This is a genomic window from Methanosarcina soligelidi (assembly GCF_000744315.1).
In the GTDB taxonomy this organism is placed as follows: domain Archaea; phylum Halobacteriota; class Methanosarcinia; order Methanosarcinales; family Methanosarcinaceae; genus Methanosarcina; species Methanosarcina mazei.
Genome location: NZ_JQLR01000001.1, coordinates 3,105,898 through 3,124,737 on the forward strand (window position 1 = coordinate 3,105,898; position 18,840 = coordinate 3,124,737).

Here is an 18,840-nt window from a genome sequence, read left to right on the forward strand (position 1 = left end):
TAAATAATGAAAAAAAGGAAATAAAAAAATTGGGGGCGGGATTCCGGAAGAAAGAAAAATCAGGTCCCGCCGGCTTTTTGTAATCTCAATTTTAACGTTTACTTACATTATTTATTCTGAGTTTATTCCGAATCTCCAATACTTATCGAATAATGAAAATTTTGTGCGTTTTTCGGAAGGATTTCAAGTTCCCAGTCTCCGATCGCTCCGGATACTACATATGTTTCAGTGTAATAACTGCCGGAACTTTGGTAGATATCGTGTTCATTATTTGACCATGATGGGAAATAATCCCCTCCAATACTTACATCGCCATTCATAGTTGTTTTTACAAGTGTCATGTCAACAGGGGTTGAATTATATTTCATACTCAGTTCAAAAGATGGGACTTCATCTCTTGGGGGGTTACGCAGCCATGAATCAGGACCGTATGAATAAGTGGAAACTTCAATTGTTATCGGATCTTCATTCTTGGTACTGAAGGTTTTAACATAAGGAACTGAGGGCTGATGCATAACTGTCAGGTAAAGCTCCAGCTGTGGCTCATATCCTCCATTCTCGCCTCCATTGACTTTCATTTCAATATACCGGTCATAAGTTCCTGTTGCATTTTCCGGTACAGGAACCCGGATGATCATGTCAGCAATTTCTCCAGGTTCTAATGTTGAGGGTGCCGTGATTTCTATTTCGTCGTCGTCAAGACCAAATTCATCAAATGAATAGCTGTAGCCGGTTACTTCCGGATCGATGGTTATGTTTTTACCTGCAACATTTTTGATTTTCACCGTATACTCGTATTCTTTTCCGGCCTCAACAGTATCGTCAATGTAATTTGTCTGAAGCTCAAGCTTCGGATAAACCGGAACCGAAATGGAAAGATACATTGAGTTGATATATTGCGGGTAGGGATCTTCTTCGGAATATACATCATCGGTAAAAGCTATGCAGGCTTCATAGTACCCGCCTTCTTCATCTTCCGGAATATTTACTTCAACGGTAAACTCCTGTTCTGCACCAGCTTCTACTGTTACGTTTGCCGGGAATACGCTTATCCAGCTTTCATTAAAATCAACGCTGTAAGGTACATCCACAACTTTTGGTTCTATTTCAAGGGCTTTGTTACCATTATTTTTAAAACTTACATTGAAGACTTCATTATCTCCCTGACGCAGGTACAGGTCATAGTAAGCGGGATTTATCTCATGTGTTATGGCAGAAACCGAAATTGAAAGGTACATTGCATTGACATACTGTGGATAATAATCCTCTTCGGAATATACATCGTCTGTGAAGGCTATGTAGGTTTCATAATACCCTGTACCCGCATCCTCCGGAATATTTACTTCAACAGTAAACTCCTGTTCTGCACCAGCCTCTACTGTTACGTTTGCCGGGGATATGCTTATCCAGCTTTCGTTAAAATCAATGCTGTAAGGCACAGATGCAATTTTCGGTTCTATGTCAAGTGATTTCTTGCCGTTGTTTTTAAAACTAACAGTGAAACTGCTACTTTCTCCCTGCTGGAGATACAGGTCAAAATAACCTGGGTTTATATCGTGTATTACAATTTTATTCGAACCCGTGGTGCTGGCAGGTCCGGCGGCTGATTTTTCCATATTTTCGATTTGAGCAAATGAAGCCGGTATCGTTGCCGCGCATAGCATTATCCCTAAAAACAGGGATATTATTTTCAAAAATGAGTTTTTACTCATAGTTCTACTCCTCTTTAAATTTTGACCCTTTATCAGTTTAATTACATTAAGAAAATTTAATATATAATCAGTTGATCTTTTTTTACATATTTTAAGGACTGAATACAGATGGCTGAACTCCAGAATTTCACATTTTTTGCTTCAGCCAGGCGTTTAGTCAGGATTTCAGTCAGGAATAATACTCCCTGTAACCAGTGCACTCAGATTCCCGAAACCTTCATGTCATATCACAGAAAGAGATGCTGTTAGCTACGAAATAGATCTGCAACCAGTTTGCTTTGTGTACAGCGACTCCCCATAACCAACTATCCGGCATCTGCCATTTTTACAGAGTGCAGAAGTTGCATAATTGATAGCTGTCCTTGTATAAAATACTTATTACATTGAGAAATTTTTCTTGAGTGTTGTAGAAAAAGAGCTGAAACAAATCCATACGAAAATGAATATAAAAATATCTTCAGAAAGGTCAATATATAAAAAAAATATATTATTAATACACATTTTATGAAAAATTATTCCTTAAATTACTCCCTAAATTATTTTTCTAAATTGCTCCCTAAGTTATTTTTCTAAATTATTCCCTAAGTTATTTTTCTAAATTATTCCCTAAGTTATTTTTCTAAATTATTCCCTAAGTTATTTTTCTAAATTATCTTTATAGATTATCTTTATAGACTATCTTTATAGACTATCTTTATAGATTATCTTTATAGATTATCTGTATATCTCATTAATAGATACAGCCTGCAGCTTTTACTTGTCCAATTTATTTATGAGTTATTATCCTTCTGTTTTAAGGAGTTTCGGGAAGAATTTCTCTTTTTTTCCAGAAATATCCATAATTTCTCACATTCTTCAGCTGTCAGACCTATCTGGTTGATTAGATAGTCTTCCGTCTTTTCATTTTTGACAGTATCTTTTAGAAGGTTGCTTATTGTATCTCTGTGGTGTCCTGTTATCCTTTCAATGCTTCTGATTCCATTTTTTTCTAGGAAAAGCCGGTATATCATTCTTATTTCTTCTTTAGACAGATGTTTGCGATATATAGCCGTGCCTATAGTATCCATAAAGAATTTCTCACAATGTTTGCAGTAATATCTCTGATGCCCTGTTTTATATTTTCCACGTTTGATTATGGCTTTTCCCTCAGCTTTAAGATAATATGAACATTTTGGATTTGGGCACACGACTTCATCTGTTTTTCTGATCATATATTTTCCTCCCTGGATCCCTTTTTGTTTTGGTTTTCCGATATGAAATTAAATTCAATATGAATATAATTACACTTTAATTTTTAAACGAAGATTTATTCATGGTTCTACATAATTTTTAAATAAATTTAAATCTGTATCCAGCGATGCATTTTTTACATTTTTTCAATTACAATAATAAATTTGCAAAAATTTTTAGAATTATTGATCTCAAATTATACTGCAATAGTGTCCCTTTCTGCAAGGAAGTACCATGATCACTTCAATTTTTGACCGATAATTCTGTATGATTAAGTATGATTTTTTGAACTGGAATAATTTAATTAATAAGTTATGGTTTTATTGATATATCTATTTTACTAATTATCATGTCTACCAGAAATAGATTTTTGTAAAATAAATTGATAAACGTTTTATAATAGTACAAAAATTGCCATAAAATATTTATTCTGTAATCTCCCGAATATCAAAGTATATCAATAACTCAGGCAAAAAATCAGGCAGAGGCATGTTTTTTTCAATAAAAACTGCAGCAGGAAACCTGCAGATAAATTCAATATAAAAGGAAGTTCAGAGTTTAAACCATAAAAATGAATTTACTCTTTCCACGGGGATTTGAAAGAATATTTAATCTGCCCTGCTAATATCCTTTTATGCCTGTAGAAACAAGAGAAATTTCAGTCACTGCTAAAGAAGACTGCGGAATTGTTGATATAACCGGAACGGTATCGGAAGAAATTGAAAAATCAGAGATAAAAAATGGAACAGTTACGGTGTTCTGCGTCGGGTCAACAGGAGCAATAAGTACAATGGAATTTGAGTCGAATCTCTCTAAAGACATTTCAGAAATCCTTGATAAACTCATTCCCCTGAATGAAGATTATCATCACCATAAAACATGGGGAGATTTTAATGGCGGCTCTCACTTAAGATCATTCCTGCTCGGTCCGAGCCTTACAGTCCCTTTTGTTGAAAAAAAGCTGACACTCGGGACATGGCAGCAGATAGTATACATAAATTTCGACAGAATTGAGAAGTTAAGAAAAATCGTGCTGCAAATTATCGGGGATTTTTAAAAAGCTTTATTTTTTAAGGAAACAAGTTTCTTTAAGTTAATGCTGATTCAACTCTTTTTAATTTATTTTTCTTTATATTTATTCTTCTTTATATTTATTCTTCTTTATATTTATTCTTCTTTATATTTATTCTTCTTTATATTTATTCTTCTTTATATTTATTCTTCTTTTTCTTTGTTCCTTCTTTTCTCTTTTATTCCTGTTCTTCTTTTCCTTTACTATTTCTTTTCTTTTTCTTCGTCCTCTCTTTTCTTTTCTTTTTTATTTTATTTTATTTTATTTTATTTTTAATATTGTAATTCTTCCTGAATTCTTTCTTTTAGTATATTTTGGGCTCAATCAACTTAATTATAAATATTACTATGTCGTAGTTAACAGTGTGTGAAAATTAATCCTGTTTGCAACGTATTTCCTCGGTCAAACCAGACTGTGAGTTTGTTTTGAAATTAAATATTCTGGTAAAAAGAATATTTTTGGGCTACTACAGATTAAAAAAGTTCAATAAAGTCAGAAATTTCAAAAATTTAAATATCTTAATTAAACTTTATAAAATACCTGTCGCGATTTAGAAAACAACACACTGTTTAGAAAACAATACACTGATGGGTCTGGCTTGTCTCTCAGATGAGGATTTTTTGCATTATAACCTGAAGAAGGAGGTTTTTAATCACTATGTAAAGAAAAAACGGTTCATGTTTTCGCATTAAGAGGTTTGATCCAATGAAATTTAATAAGTTTAAACCATATTTAAAATATGGACTATTTCTCGTGTTTATGATTTGTCTCGCCGGTACTGCGTATGCGGATACAAACCAGCCTGTATATTACAACTGGTGTGAAGGCAGCGGAAATGCTATAGTTGACAGTTCCGGGTACGGAGACCACAGTATTAATTATGGAAGTACAACCTTTACCCTGTCAACAGGACAGAAGGCAAGACATTTTAACGGACAGAACAGAATAGTGATTCCTGAGAGTAAAGAGCTCGAATTCACAGATCCTGATATAACATTTGGAGTATTTTTCCGTTGTAATTCCAGCAGTCCAACTAACTGTACATATCTAGTTTCCAGAGGCAATGACATATGCAGGATCAGTCTTGATCACACAAATTCAAGAATTGAGTATGAAATTTGTGCAGACGGTTATTCCGTTGTCGGTTACAGCGACTGTCAGGTCGAGCTCGAAGAAGATTATGAAGCTATTGTAACATATGATGGCTCTCATGCTCAGTTATACATTAACGGAATTGCCAGCGGAAAAGGGGTGGACTACAGGGCAGGTGTTCTGGGTTCAGGCAACAATACAAACAGCTGGACAATAGGATCGTCCCCTGATGCCGAGCATGGGTTGGACGGGACAGTATACGCGTTTTATGAATACGACAGAGCACTGAATCCCTCTGAAATCCTGGATCTATATGTGAAAGATATCCACAACATAAGAGACTCCAATCGGCCGGGAGGAATCGCTCTATCCTGGGACGATACAGGACATATTGATACGTGTTACAAACATCTGTCAATATTCCAGAAATATAATGCTACCTGCACTATCAATGTAAATAAAATAAATAACAGGGAGATCCCCACTCAGACTTTAGTAAATGAACTGGATGCACTTCATTTTGCTGGCTGGGAAATAGCTGCACATGGGTATAACCACACAAATTCAAGGCTATTTCTAGTAAATCATACTTCTACAGAATGGCTGGACCAGGAAATATACCCGAACATTGTGGAGATTACCCGTTATGGTTATCCGGTTTATACTCTTGCATACCCCTATTCAGACAGAAACCCAACCAGTGATTCTATACTAGCCCCTTATTTCCGGACGCTCAGAACTGGAGTCCCAAATATTATAAACGGCAATATAACTGAGACGCCACTGGCTTATTACAAATGGGATGATTCTCGGCTTCTATATGGGGTTGAAATCGATGAAAGCAGGGATGTTAGCCTGGAGTCTATAAAAGCTGGAATTGATTATGCGATAAGGACAGGCCATGTACTGGTGTTATACGGGCACACAATTACTCCAAACGTTACTGACAGATATCAAACTTCAACAGCGAGACTGGATGAAATTTTAAACTATACCAGCCGGAATGGAGGAGCATTTTACTGCATGGGAGACCTGGGTGACCCATCCTGGGTAAGGCCTGCCAGATTTTCCAGTGTAACTGCAAGATTCACGGTTTCTGCAGAGAGCATCCTGGCAGGGGAAAGTGTGACTTTTACGGATTACAGCGTCAACCAGACCATAGAACAGCTTGATTTTGGGGACGGTTCACCTGTCAGCAGTACTTCAAATGTCACTCATATATATACAGAACCGGGAACTTATAGGGCTAATCTGACGGTATCAAATGATGTTTCCACTCATTCAATGTTTCAGACTATTACGGTAATTCTACCGTCAGTTCCGGTTGCTAATTTTACCAGTGATGTCACGACTGGATACCAGCCGTTGAATGTAGCATTCAAAGACACATCATTAGGGCTTCCTGTTTCCTGGTTATGGGATTTCGGAGACGGAGATAGATCAACGATTAAGAATCCAGTTCATACTTATTCTGCTGCAGGGACATACCCTGTCCGGTTAAATGTGACAAATGAAAGAGGATCTGACAGTATCCAAAAAGTAAATTACATAATAGTGATGCCCAGGCCTCCGTCGTCTAACTTTACATCCAATGTGACACATGGAAATGCTCCACTGACTGTCCAGTTTACAGATGCCAGTACCGGGAACCCGTCCTCATGGAACTGGAACTTTGGGGACGGAGAGATATCAGATAATCAAAATCCAGTCCATACATATCTGGCAGCAGGAAGCTATACTGTCAGCCTTAAAGTAAGCAATGCCAACGGCACGGATTCAAAAAATGCTGTTATAACTGTGCTTCAAGGGGAAGACGTTGAAGATAATGGCCTTCCAATAGCAGATTTCACTGCCAGTGCAACACGAGGCTATGCTCCCCTTTCAATAACCTTCAAAGACCTTTCGAAAGAAGCAACATCGATAAGCTGGGACATTAATGACGACGGGGTTGAGGATTCAAACGAATCATGTTTTGTTTATAAATATTTCTCTCCAGGGATTTACACTGCTAAACTGACAGCTATCAATGAAAACGGTACAGATTCAAAAACCATCAAGATAACTGTAGATGAGAAGAGCGGAAGAGGTGGAGGAGGCGGCAGCACAGGCGGTTCTCCGGAACCTGCTAAAAACATTAAGGTAAAAGAGCTCTCCCAGGTCTTCATCGCAAATGGTAATCGTATAACGTTTGATTTCCCGAAGAACGTTACTGATGTTGTTTCTTTATGTTTTAATGCCAGAAAAACTGCAGGTAAGACCACAACTATTGTTGAAATGCTGAAAAATCAATCAACTCTCACTCCGGAAAAACCAGCTGGAGAAGTCTACAATTATCTGAATATCTGGGTTGGGAATGGAGGGTATGCGACCGAAGAGAACATAGAAAATGCGGTTGTATGCTTCAGAGTAAAAAAATCCTGGGTTGAGGAAAAAAATATTGATGAGTCTTCAATCGTCCTTAACAGGTACAGTGAGAAGAAATGGAATGAGCTTCCCACCAACCTGCTCAGGAATGATGACAGATACCTCTATTACACAGCAGAAACTCCGGGGTTTTCGCCCTTTGCAATTACAGCAAAAAAGATTGTAATTGAAATACAGCCTGAGACTGAAGATTCCATACAAAGCGGAAACACGGAATCAAAATTTGAAAAAGAGTCTGAAAAAGCAGAAAACAAAGAGGTTCCTCAGCAAGAAAACTCAGGTATGCCCGGATTTGAGATGATTTATTGTATTATCGGGTTGTCTGGAGTGCTCCTGTGTAAAAGGAGACAATATTGAATAAACCGTAAAAAGAAGGTGGTATTTAATAAATTGCAGCCTGATGGCGGGGTTAACTTGCCCTGCTATTAATTCGCTATTTTTTTCTTACTTTTATATGGGTTTTCATATTCTGTTTTTATAGTTTTCATATTCTGTTTTTATAGTTTTCATATTCTGTTTTTATCATAGAGTTCATAATTTAAAACATTTGAATGTTTGATGAGAGAAAAAGAACAATAAACATTTCTGTTTATCTTATCCCTATCTATTATTACTTTTTATAAATAATACACGTGAAAGATGTAAACTGGGAAATTAATCTTAACACTTTTTATCCTGCGATCTGCTGAAAATTTTTATACCCACATCTATTCAGTCGTTTTGGGCACAGCGCTTTAACTAAATAAATATTTATACTAAGTTCGATGTAGTTATATTGAGTAAAAAAGCGAAAAACCTTCCGATGAGGAAATATAAATTTTTAACAGTAATTCATGAGAAGAAATCCTGTATCACTTCAACCTGAAAAATAAGGCTTATTGATGTTGATTTTGACTACATTGAACAATAAAGGTTTTGAGGGGAAGAAAGCTGAACCTGAATGGTTGCTTATCCCCTGTACAGGAGTCTTCCTGAATTCAAAAAGGCAGGATATGCCCATATTCACGTTATGGAAAATGGGTCCACGAAGTATCATATAAAATTTTAAAATTTTAATTATGTTCTGGAGTTCAGTTTAACTCCTGATTTATTCAGAATTAATATAGTTTAACTGAAAAATATATGACGTAATTTCGAGCTGCAGATAATTTAAGGGTGATTAGAGTTGAATCGAATGTTAATTATTTTTTTACTTACAGTCTTCCTGGTACTTATACACGTTCCTGTTGCTCTGTGCATGGCAGCGCCAGTAGTGTACGTTGATGGAAATGAAAGTGGAGACTTTAACTGTGATGGAATTGATGATCATGTGCAGATTAATCAGGCCCTTAAATTTGTAGCTGAAAATCCTGAATATACAACTGTCTATCTCAAAGGGCCGTTTACATATGTTGTTGACAGTGCTCTTCTGATAGACAGCAATACGATCCTTGAAGGAGATTCAAATGCAACAATAAAGCTTACCAGCAGTGCTAACTGGGCCAGATCGCAGCCGATGATTAAAGAAAATAAATCTGGCAGCCACGACATTACGATTCGCGGTTTTACTCTTGACGGGAACAGGAAAGGAAACAGAAATGTAGTCAGCGGAGACGGCTACTATAATTTTATTCACCTGAGCGATTGTCAAAACATAAGCGTGTGTGATATGTATCTGACAAATAACCATGGGGACGGTTTAAAGGCTGACAGATGCTCCAATGTAAAATTCTGTAATAATAACGCATACATGCTGGGCCACGATGTCCTGTATGCTATTCTCTGTTCAGGCGTGGAAGCTTATGACAATATAATTATCTGCAGAACGAACAGCGGTCTGAGGTTATATAATACAAACCATGCAAGGTTCTATAATAACACTATTACCTCCGAAAGTTCCGGTGGTGCGGGTATTGAGATCCAGAAGGACGGATCTGACTTTGCAATGGATAACATTGAGATATATGCTAACACAATATACAATACCGCACTGCCAGGAATTCTGGTTTTCGGATCGGGAAGCTATTCTAACTCTTCGGCATATGTCCACATTCATCATAACCAGATTTACGATACTGGAACTGATTCAAACAATAAGTTGATAGGCGGAATCGTGTCCGAAGGGTTCAATGGGCTTATTGAAAACAACGTTATTGATGGGGCATACGGAAACGGTATTGCCCAGGATAAAACTTATTATCATTCTCCTGATGGTTCGGGATATGTCCTCACAGTAAGAAACAACATAATAAGCAATATCCGCTCATCAGCATCCGGAATTGCGGGATATGGGATACGCAACCAGCTCCCGGAAACACATTTTTTTGTCCTGCAAAATAACTCTCTATATAACAATTTAGGCGGCGACTATGCAGGTGTTGAAGCATCACCATGGGATATAGTTGCAGATCCTCAATACGCAGACAGGGATAAACATGACTATCACCTGAAGTCAAAAGCAGGCCGCTGGAATGGCAGCAGCTGGGTAATTGATAATATAAGTTCTCCCTGCATCGATGCGGGTTATTCTTTATCCGATTATTCTAATGAACCGGAACCCAACGGAGACAGGATAAACATTGGTCCGTACGGAAATACGAGATATGCCTCAAAATCAGAAATTGACATGTCAAATAACAGCAGTGATGACGATAACGGAAACAATGGAGATGAAGGAGATGATGAGAAAAACGATAAAGATAACAGTGGAAAGAGCAGCGGCGGTGGCGGCGGTACAGGTGGTTCTCCCGAAACTCCCAGAAACATTGAGGTAAAGGAACTTTCTCAGGTCTTCATTACGAATGGAAAAGGAGTAAAGTTTGACTTTTCAAAGAATGCGACCTGCGTTTTGTATATAGGTTTTGATTCAAAAAAGACAACCGGTAAGACAACAGCCACTGTAGAGATGCTGAAAAATAAATCCGTTCTGGTCTCATCCCCGCCTCCAGAAAATGTATATAAATATTTTAATCTCTGGGTCGGGAACAGTGGATACGGAACCTCAGATAGTATTGAAAATCCGGTAATATGTTTCAGGGTTAATAAGACATGGATACGGGAGGAAAAGATTGAACAGTCTTCTATAACCCTTAACAGGTATAATGATGAAAAATGGAATCCGCTTTTAACCAGTTTATCAGGGGAAGATGGCACATACCTGTATTTTACGGCAGAAACTCCGGGATTCTCTCCTTTTGCAATAACGGGCAGGGCGGCAGCAAAAGAAAACGTGATTGATATAATGCCTGAACCTGATATTGAAATTCCTGAACAGAACAATGAAAGTAAAGGGCCAGGAATTGAAGTAAAGCCTGAGCAGACGGAAAATAAAGTTACTCCTGAGAAAGAAAAAATAAGTATGCCCGGATTTGAGCTGATTTATTGCATTATCGGACTTCTTGGTGTACTGTGCAGAAGGAGATAATTCCACTGAGATGGTAGGGACATTGAGCCTTATCATCTATTTGTTAATTCCTTACCTTTTTTAATTATTTATGTATCATATTTTATATTTTACATTCTATATTTTATATTTTATATTCTATGTTCTATATTTTATACTTTATATTCTATATTTTACATTTTTAGTAAGTTAGTCCAGAGATACTAATACCTGGAGTCCATTTCTACAGAAAACAAAATTCATGATAAATCCCCGGGAAATATCAGATTACTCTTTAGATTTTTTGAAGAGTTCTGGATAATTTTCTTTTAATGCTTCAAGTGCTTTATTTGGAAGCAGGTTTTCAGAGCCCTTATCATTTATTTTTATGGCTGGAACCCCTGCGATTCCTATATTTGGTTCTGTGAAAGACTTGTTCACAACTGAATTGGCTCCTATAGCTATTCCGTCGGCAATTTTTATATCCCCGAATATTTTTGCTCCCGGTCCTATGTAAATGTTATTTCCTATTTTTGGCGTCAAATTCTCATCTTCTGATCCGGCTTTGATTCCTATAACCGTACATACATGTATCCTGCAGTTCTCGCCTATTCTTGCATTTCCGTTGACAATAATCGTGCCCGGGTGGCTTATTGATAAGCCCGGCCCAAAAACATTTGGCTCTATATAAAACCCAAGGAAAGTTCTTAGCAGATGAAACTTTAAATACAGATAATAATAATAGGGACGATAAAAAATAGATTTTTTACAGTTTTTATAATACTCTATTTTCCTCAATAATCTCTGAAACACCCATACTTCATCTAAAAACAGCCGCGGCTTTTTCCTTTTTTTGCCCAGCGCAATTCTATCTGCTTCTAAATAGTATTCATATTCGTGTTTTGACCTTATCATGAATTATATTCCTGAATTTTATAATATTAATCTTACTTTAAACTTCAGACCATGGGATGAGTTGAACAGGCGCCTTTAATCCCCAAACTCTTTGAAACAGGATTTTAAGCCTTCGCCAGCTAAAATGACATTCATTTACTGGTATATAAATGGAATCCGTCTACTTCCTAAAACTTCAATTTAACCACGATGTTTACAGGTCTGACTTTTTACTTCAAGACTCTAAGCAGGATTCCCGTTACTTTAGTGGCGGGAGGAATGCGTCATCTTAACGACCCCTGCATGAGCATAGTTTCACACAAAATCTATAAATACATTTATGTGAATCTTGGGTATTATGGAATCTACTAAAACAATACAACTAAAAATTCTAAATCCAGATTTTGATTTAGTAGAAACCATGCAAAAATACACTAAAGGTATGAATTACACATCCAACATTATTTTTGAACACGGAAAAATAATACCTGCTATGAAATTACAAAAGATGGTGTATCCTTATCTCAGAGAAAAAATTGGATTGAAATCTCAGGTAAGTTGTAACATACCAAGACAAGTAGCAGGAACGTACAAAACAATAGTAGAACTGGCAAAAATAGGTATGAGTTATTGGCAGAAAGTAACGTATTCTCCGACATCCATGACATTATCATACAAGAGAGATTACATCATCTCAGAAAATTCGGTGAGTATCACTACTTTCAGTCACGGAAGAAAGACATACCAAATCCAGAATTACGAATATGTATTACCATTTTTTAAAGATCCGTGGAAATTTGAAGCATCCAAAGTAGTGAAACATAAAGACGGAGATTATTATTTCCATCTAACCATTTCTCAGGAATTACCTGAGAAGAAAATCGAGGACGCTTCTACTTTCATGGGTGTTGATGTAGGCATTAATTATCTTGCGGTTACATCTACCACTGACAAGAAATGCAAATTCTTTGCTGGCGGAGAAATAAAGAACCAGAGAAATGTCTACAAAAATATGAGAGCAAGATTACAATCTAAGGGAACTTTGTCAGCTAAACGTGTACTGAAACGGTTAGCAGGGAAAGAGAAACGTCTAATGACAGATGTTAATCATTGCATCTCTAAAGCAATTGTAAAATTTGCAGTTGAAAATAGTGTTTCTGTAATCGGTTTAGAGGACTTAACCGGAATAAGAGATCGTACTAATAATAAGTTGAGAAAGAAACAAAAATACCTCCATAACAGTTGGGCTTTCTATCAGTTACAACAGTTTATTGATTATAAAGCCAAAAATGTTGGAATAATAACAGAGTATGTAAATCCAGAATATACTTCTCAGACTTGTTGCAGGTGTAACCACATATCTAAAAACAATCGAAATGGATTAAAGTTTCGATGTACGGCTTGTGGTTTTGATCTTAATGCCGATTTAAATGGTGCTCGAAACATCGAACATAGAACACGTGACTATAGGTATATCTTAGAGTCACAGGGGTGTCTGTCAACCACCCATACGGATAGTATGATCTGAGAGAGAAATCAGGGATATCCATGCTTGTCACTTTAGTGACGAGTAGTTGACGTACATAGTTACATGACGGAATATGAGATAAGGAATAAAGTGCCCAGGGTTGATAAATATGATAAGATGGCTCCTGATGAATTATTGCGGATGGCGTTTCGTTATAATGAGTTGGACATGAAAGCGGCCGTTGAGGTACTGAAAGGAATAGAGCGAGATGCAAACCGCATTCGCTGTATTTTTCCCATCCAGTTAGCATAAGGTTGACTTTTTCTATGGCTTTGTAGAAAACCTTAATTAATTTTACAAACCAGAGTACAAAAAATTTTATAACATTTGAGGTTTTGCTATTATCCCTTATATTCCTTTATTTCCACTAATGATCATTAATACATCTTAGTTTATTAAAAATTTATTTATTAATGATTTAAAATCCATTTAATACTTTTATATCCCCTTATGTACTATTAGAACTATTAATAAGCTATTAATTACCAAACAAACTCCATTTAAACTTTAAAAACACAATAGATATTTATAATTTTATGAAGTTTTTGGAAATAAATCCTAATAAATTATAATTTTTTATTTGTAAGTAATATTATATCAGTTTATGAAGCTTGATTCGTATTCAAAGGCATTTTTCAGCACTAATTTAAAGGCTTTAAAAGTAATTTTTTGGTAAAATATACCATAATAAGCTATTTATTTGCTTTTATAGCACTAATATCAATTTTAGCAAAACCCCATTTAAATAAATTTTGAAGAAAGAGAATTTTGGCACAGAGAATATTAACTACATATGTAGTAGAAGATTAATATGTTTAATTAAATTAATAGTAATATGAAGCACTACAAAACTATCAGACTTTCTAAAAGTGTATTTTCAGACCTGAAAGCTTTGCAGAAGAATGGTGAATCGATTCCAGATACCATCAGAAGACTCAACAACGATTACTCTGATTGTGCCAAAGAAATTCAATACAGATATTCAAGAGATATAATGAATGATGGATCGTTTACTCAGTATATCTCTATCACCGCGTCTAATAAAAGTAGATATGGTTCACGATATACTGAGTATTTCATGACAATTGGAGAAGAAATGAACGATATTGTCAGGCTCCCAAAAGACGTCCTCGATGAAATCAGCTGGATGCCACAACATCCGGACGAGATATTCAATACTACTATTTTTACATTGATATCTATAGAGAAGGCTTTAATGGAATGGAATAAAGAAGACAAAAAACGCACATGATATTCCTGGAATAACATACCCAAAAAACGCTCATGATATTCCTGGAATAACATGCCCAAAAAATGAAAGTATCTGGAAGTACTTTCATGCCAAATTAAAAAAACAAAAATAAGAGTGAAAATAGCCAAATTTCCTACAGGGCATAAAGGCAGTGTACCGAAAGTTCTGTAAAATATGATTGACTCTGTATCCTTTTCCTTTCACCACAAAAAAAAGAGGATGCAGAGTCAATGGTTAATTTATTCCCACTCATAAAAGATTATCTTGTCGATCAGGAAGATGGAATTCGCCATTTAATTACGTGGTTTTTAAACCTTGTAATGGAGGAGGAAGCCCTCCTCCAAGCTGGTGCACAACGTTATGAGAGGACAGATTCACGTAAAGCCAGTAGAAACGGCTACAAACCCCGAACTCTCCTGACCAAGCATGGAAAACTCGAATTGTTAAAGCCTCAATTCCGTGAGTTTCCCTTTGAAACTCAGGTTTTTGAGAAATATTCAAGAGTTGAAAAGGCCATCTTAACCGCTGTAGCTGAATCTTACCTTCAAGGAGTTTCCACCCGAAGGGTGAAAAAGGTCATGACTGCATTAGGAGTAGGAGAAATTTCAGCCTCTTGTGTTTCCAGGATTACAAAAGAACTGGATGAGAAGGTTGAAGAATTTCTCTCAAAGCCAATAGAACATGAAATCCCTTACTTGCTTATCGATGCGACTTATTTCAAGGTAAGAGATGGACTTCATTACGAAAACAAAGCTCTCTTTGTAGTTGCTGGGATCAGGGATGATGGTTACCGTGAGATTCTTGGAACAAGATTAGCAGACAGTGAAGCCTCTATGTTCTGGGAAGATCTATTCGATGATCTGAAAAAAAGAGGGTTAAGAGGTGTCAAGTTAATTATTTCTGATGGTCATAAAGGAATACAGAAAGCAGTCCAAGAGTCTTTTATTGGATCAAGCTGGCAGATGTGCCACGTACATCTGACAAGACAAGTTCTCAAGAAAATGCCAAAAAAGAAGCAGAAAGAAGTGGCTGAGAAGATAAAAGAAGCATTAGTAGACCGTCAGAAGTTGAATGACCTGATTATGGAACTGGATAGTATGGGGTATGAAGGCGCAGCTGATACCCTTGAAAGTTTTCAGTATGATGCAATGAACTATATGCAGTTTCCAGAAAAACACTGGAAAAAAATAAGGACAACAAATATGATGGAGAGGACCAACAAGGAGCTCAAAAGAAGAAGCAAGGTAGTTGGAGCATTTCCTAACCAGGACTCAGTATTGAGACTGGTAGTCTCAATACTAATTGATATAAATGAAGACTGGATCACAGGAAACAAGTATATAGTAATGGAACAGTAATCAAAAAAGAAGAGTAAGGGGTAGAGAGTAGATTTTACAGAAAATTAAACACACTGCCGGGCATAAATCTATCAGGATGTAAATAGGACCTAAACTTGCTAATAAAGACTTATTTTTCAAGCTTCTTCTTTAGTCTCAATTTTCTTTCTGTTTTTTGAGCAGAGCCGCCAAACAAGCTGGCTGAGGTGCTTATATCTAACTATGGCTTGAAAAACGGTTTTCGGGGTAAAGGGACAAGGATTAAAATCCACTTTCTTTTCCAGTAATCCTTTTAATCTCAATCTTAATCACACACAACCTGTTAACCTTCCACTCCTCAAATTCAAACGGTCCCTTCTTTCCGTAATGCTCTGAAAGCACAGTAAGCCCCCTGACTTTTTCGCTATAATCTTCCAGAAACTTTGCCCTCCCGTGCCCGATAACACTCCTGTAGCGAACATTGTATTTGCAGGGGTCATTAGCAGTAATAAGTTCTGTTTCGGCGGCGGCTTCAAAACAGACCCTGGGGTTCTTTTTAAGAATTTCAATTTTCCTGCCTTTCTGGGAGCTGTGGAGATAGATAGCGTTTTCCTTATAGCCGAAAGACATTGGGACGATGTACGGCGTTTCGTCATCAGAGAGAGCGATGCGGATAAATTTTGCTTTTGAAAGGATGTCTTCGATTTGCTGCCTGTCAGATATCAATTTCTGGCTTCCCATTTTTTTCACCTGAAAGAGATAATTTGTGAAAAATTTTATAAAGCTTACTAAATTCTATAAAGCTTACTAACCTGATAACTTTTCATTTATATTTTAGATATTGCATCTAAAACAATAATTACATCTAAAACAATATTAGATAAGATAAAACTTGAAAAAAAGACATGCTCAGCTTTTATAGGCTGGTTTATTAATAATTCTTCTGCAATCGGTTTTCAGAATTTCTCCACGCTCCGATGCCGAATAGTCAGAAAACCCATGACAACTCTTAAGTATAAGATTCTTCTTCTACTCTCCTAATGTTAAGTTCTACCACAAAGTACACGGAATCCGATTTTCCTGTATCCGTAGTAACTGTAGTAGTGGTAGTACTATTTGCTTGAGCAAGAAAAAGAAATCATTCTGGCTCAAGTGTGCTGTTTTTGGTTATTATACTGAATAGTGCATTCTGTGCCAGTTTTGTTTCTTTCCGGGTGTTTTAAGATGAAAGAAATGAATGGAGCAGAAGTCCTGATTAAGTGTCTGGAGGACCTTGGTGTCAAACATATCTTTGGCTATACGGGAGCAGCAATACTTCCGGTATTTCATGCCCTCAGGCATAGTGATATTGAGATTATAGTTAATTCCAATGAGCAATCTGCAGCATTCAGCGCGGCAGGCTATTCACGGTCAAGTAACCGGGTAGGTGTGGCTATAGTTACATCCGGACCTGCCATAACTAACGCGCTCACGAGTGTTGCTGATGCTTATGGGGACAGCATTCCCCTGCTTGTATTTGCAGGGCAGGTCCCTGAGCATAAGATAGGCACCGATTCCTTTCAGCATATTAACGTAAGAGGTATCTTCAGGGATGCAGCCAAAAAGGTCATACAGCTCTCCAATGGTGATGACATAGAAACCATAATCAAGGATGCCTATTACTTTTCAAAGTCAGGAAAACCCGGACCTGTAGTCATAGATTTTCCTCTTGACAAACAGATAAAAAACCATGAGTATCATGGTATGGACGTCAAAAGGTTCGAGGGAAGTTATCATGATGATAGACATCTGTCTGAAGGCCAGTGTGAAAATTTTTTTAAGCTGCTGCTCAACTCCAGAAGGCCCCTGCTCTATCTTGGAGGCGGTCTGAATTCGGAGTCCGGAAGCCAGGCAGTCAGGGAATTCAATGAGCTTTTCGGAATACCTTCTGTCAATACACTTATGGCAAAAGGTGTCGTTGACGAAAGGCATGACATGAACCTGGGAATGCTGGGAATGTTCGGTACACCTTATGCAAACATGCTCATACAGGAGAACGACTTATTCTTCGCTATCGGAGTAAGATGGGATGACCGGGTTGCGGAAAAGGTCGGGTTTGCAATAGGTACTGACATAGCTTACATTGATATCAATCCCGAAAAAATGCATCAGATAAAAATCGAGCGCAGCCCGAAATTCACATTCATAGGGGATGCCGCCACAGCGCTCCGAGACCTGTTGAATTATGCCAGGAAGCATAATATCCGTCTTGATATTCGGGAATGGCAGATGCGTGCAAGATACCTGAAAAAGTCGTGGCCTCTGAATTACAACAGATCATCCGAATACATACAGGCTGCCGAGGTCATTTCAATGCTTGCAAACTACGTCGACAAAAGCACCAAAATAACTACTGGTGTAGGCAACCACCAGATACTTGCAGCTCAGTACCTGTCAATGCAATGCCCAAAATCTTTCATGACTTCCGGCTCCTTTGGCACGATGGGCTTTTCCCTGCCCACAGCAATCGGTGTCCATTATGCGAACCCACATTCAGGAGTTATAGCAATCGATGGTGACGGCAGCCTGAGAATGAATCTGGGAGAACTGCATACTATTGCATCACTGAACCTTCCAATCAAGATTCTCATGTTGAATAACAGAAGCGATGGTATGGTCCAGAACCTTCAGGATGCAGCTTATGAAGGAGTACGCACAGGAACACAAAGGCCAAAAGATGTGAATTTTGCAGAGATTGCAAGGTCATTTGGTTTCAGTTATGCAGAGAGGGTAAGCAACAGAAATGATTTGAATGTGAAAATGGAAGCATTTATGAGTGCAGAGGGACATTGCTTCCTGGAAGCCTGCACTGACAGGGAAGAGATCCTGTATCCCAGGGTCCCGGCAGGGGGGTCTTATAAAGATATGATCCTTGGCCCTTACATTAAATCAACTTGACATCTAAAAACTATGTTCTGAA

General features: G+C 37.3%; 10 protein-coding genes and 1 pseudogene. 7 read left to right on the forward strand and 4 right to left on the reverse strand.

Features of this window, described 5'->3' with window-relative positions; translation table 11 throughout:
* Window positions 1-122: 122 nt before the first annotated feature.
* Window positions 123-1,712 (reverse strand): COG1470 family protein, encoded by a 1,590-nt coding sequence (locus M886_RS13370; RefSeq protein ID WP_048051317.1) that lies wholly within the window; start codon window positions 1,710-1,712, stop codon window positions 123-125.
* 770 nt (window positions 1,713-2,482) lie between these two features.
* A complete protein-coding gene (locus M886_RS13375) occupies window positions 2,483-2,923 on the reverse strand; it encodes an IS1/IS1595 family N-terminal zinc-binding domain-containing protein (RefSeq protein WP_048040321.1) in 441 nt (146 codons plus the stop codon).
* Window positions 2,924-3,576: 653 nt separating this feature from the next.
* Between M886_RS13375 and M886_RS13380 the strand changes: the two genes are divergently transcribed.
* The 3 genes from M886_RS13380 to M886_RS13390 all read left to right on the forward strand — a co-directional run bounded on the left by M886_RS13380 (window position 3,577) and on the right by M886_RS13390 (window position 10,933).
* Window positions 3,577-3,999 carry a secondary thiamine-phosphate synthase enzyme YjbQ gene (locus tag M886_RS13380; RefSeq protein WP_048046518.1) on the forward strand — a complete coding sequence of 141 codons (423 nt, stop codon included), beginning with the start codon at window positions 3,577-3,579 and terminating at the stop codon, window positions 3,997-3,999.
* 774 nt (window positions 4,000-4,773) lie between these two features.
* Window positions 4,774-7,887, forward strand: a complete 3,114-nt coding sequence (locus M886_RS13385; RefSeq protein WP_235203963.1) for a PGF-pre-PGF domain-containing protein — start codon at window positions 4,774-4,776, stop codon at window positions 7,885-7,887.
* Between the two features lie 817 nt (window positions 7,888-8,704).
* A complete protein-coding gene (locus tag M886_RS13390; RefSeq protein ID WP_048040303.1) occupies window positions 8,705-10,933 on the forward strand; it encodes a PGF-pre-PGF domain-containing protein in 2,229 nt (742 codons plus the stop codon).
* Window positions 10,934-11,179: 246 nt separating this feature from the next.
* Here the strand turns inward: M886_RS13390 and M886_RS13395 are convergent, their stop codons facing one another.
* Window positions 11,180-11,806 carry a serine O-acetyltransferase gene (locus M886_RS13395; RefSeq protein WP_048037677.1) on the reverse strand — a complete coding sequence of 209 codons (627 nt, stop codon included), beginning with the start codon at window positions 11,804-11,806 and terminating at the stop codon, window positions 11,180-11,182.
* Between the two features lie 337 nt (window positions 11,807-12,143).
* Here M886_RS13395 and M886_RS13400 point away from each other — a divergent pair, with 337 nt between their 5' ends.
* The 3 genes and pseudogenes from M886_RS13400 (at window position 12,144) to M886_RS13415 (ending at window position 15,923) form a co-directional block, all read left to right on the forward strand.
* The gene (locus tag M886_RS13400) at window positions 12,144-13,313 is read left to right on the forward strand and encodes an RNA-guided endonuclease InsQ/TnpB family protein (protein WP_048051318.1); all 1,170 of its coding nucleotides are present in this window, start codon (window positions 12,144-12,146) and stop codon (window positions 13,311-13,313) included.
* A gap of 1,078 nt (window positions 13,314-14,391) precedes the next feature.
* Window positions 14,392-14,565 carry a hypothetical protein gene (locus tag M886_RS19205; protein WP_235203964.1) on the forward strand — a complete coding sequence of 58 codons (174 nt, stop codon included), beginning with the start codon at window positions 14,392-14,394 and terminating at the stop codon, window positions 14,563-14,565.
* A 178-nt stretch (window positions 14,566-14,743) separates the two neighbouring features.
* Window positions 14,744-15,923 (forward strand): annotated as a pseudogene (locus M886_RS13415) (IS256 family transposase).
* Window positions 15,924-16,163: 240 nt separating this feature from the next.
* Here M886_RS13415 and M886_RS13420 read toward each other — a convergent pair.
* Window positions 16,164-16,622 (reverse strand): pyridoxamine 5'-phosphate oxidase family protein, encoded by a 459-nt coding sequence (locus tag M886_RS13420; RefSeq protein ID WP_048051322.1) that lies wholly within the window; start codon window positions 16,620-16,622, stop codon window positions 16,164-16,166.
* Between the two features lie 483 nt (window positions 16,623-17,105).
* Here M886_RS13420 and M886_RS13425 point away from each other — a divergent pair, with 483 nt between their 5' ends.
* The gene (locus M886_RS13425; RefSeq protein WP_048051323.1) at window positions 17,106-18,818 is read left to right on the forward strand and encodes a thiamine pyrophosphate-binding protein; all 1,713 of its coding nucleotides are present in this window, start codon (window positions 17,106-17,108) and stop codon (window positions 18,816-18,818) included.
* Window positions 18,819-18,840: the final 22 nt, after the last annotated feature.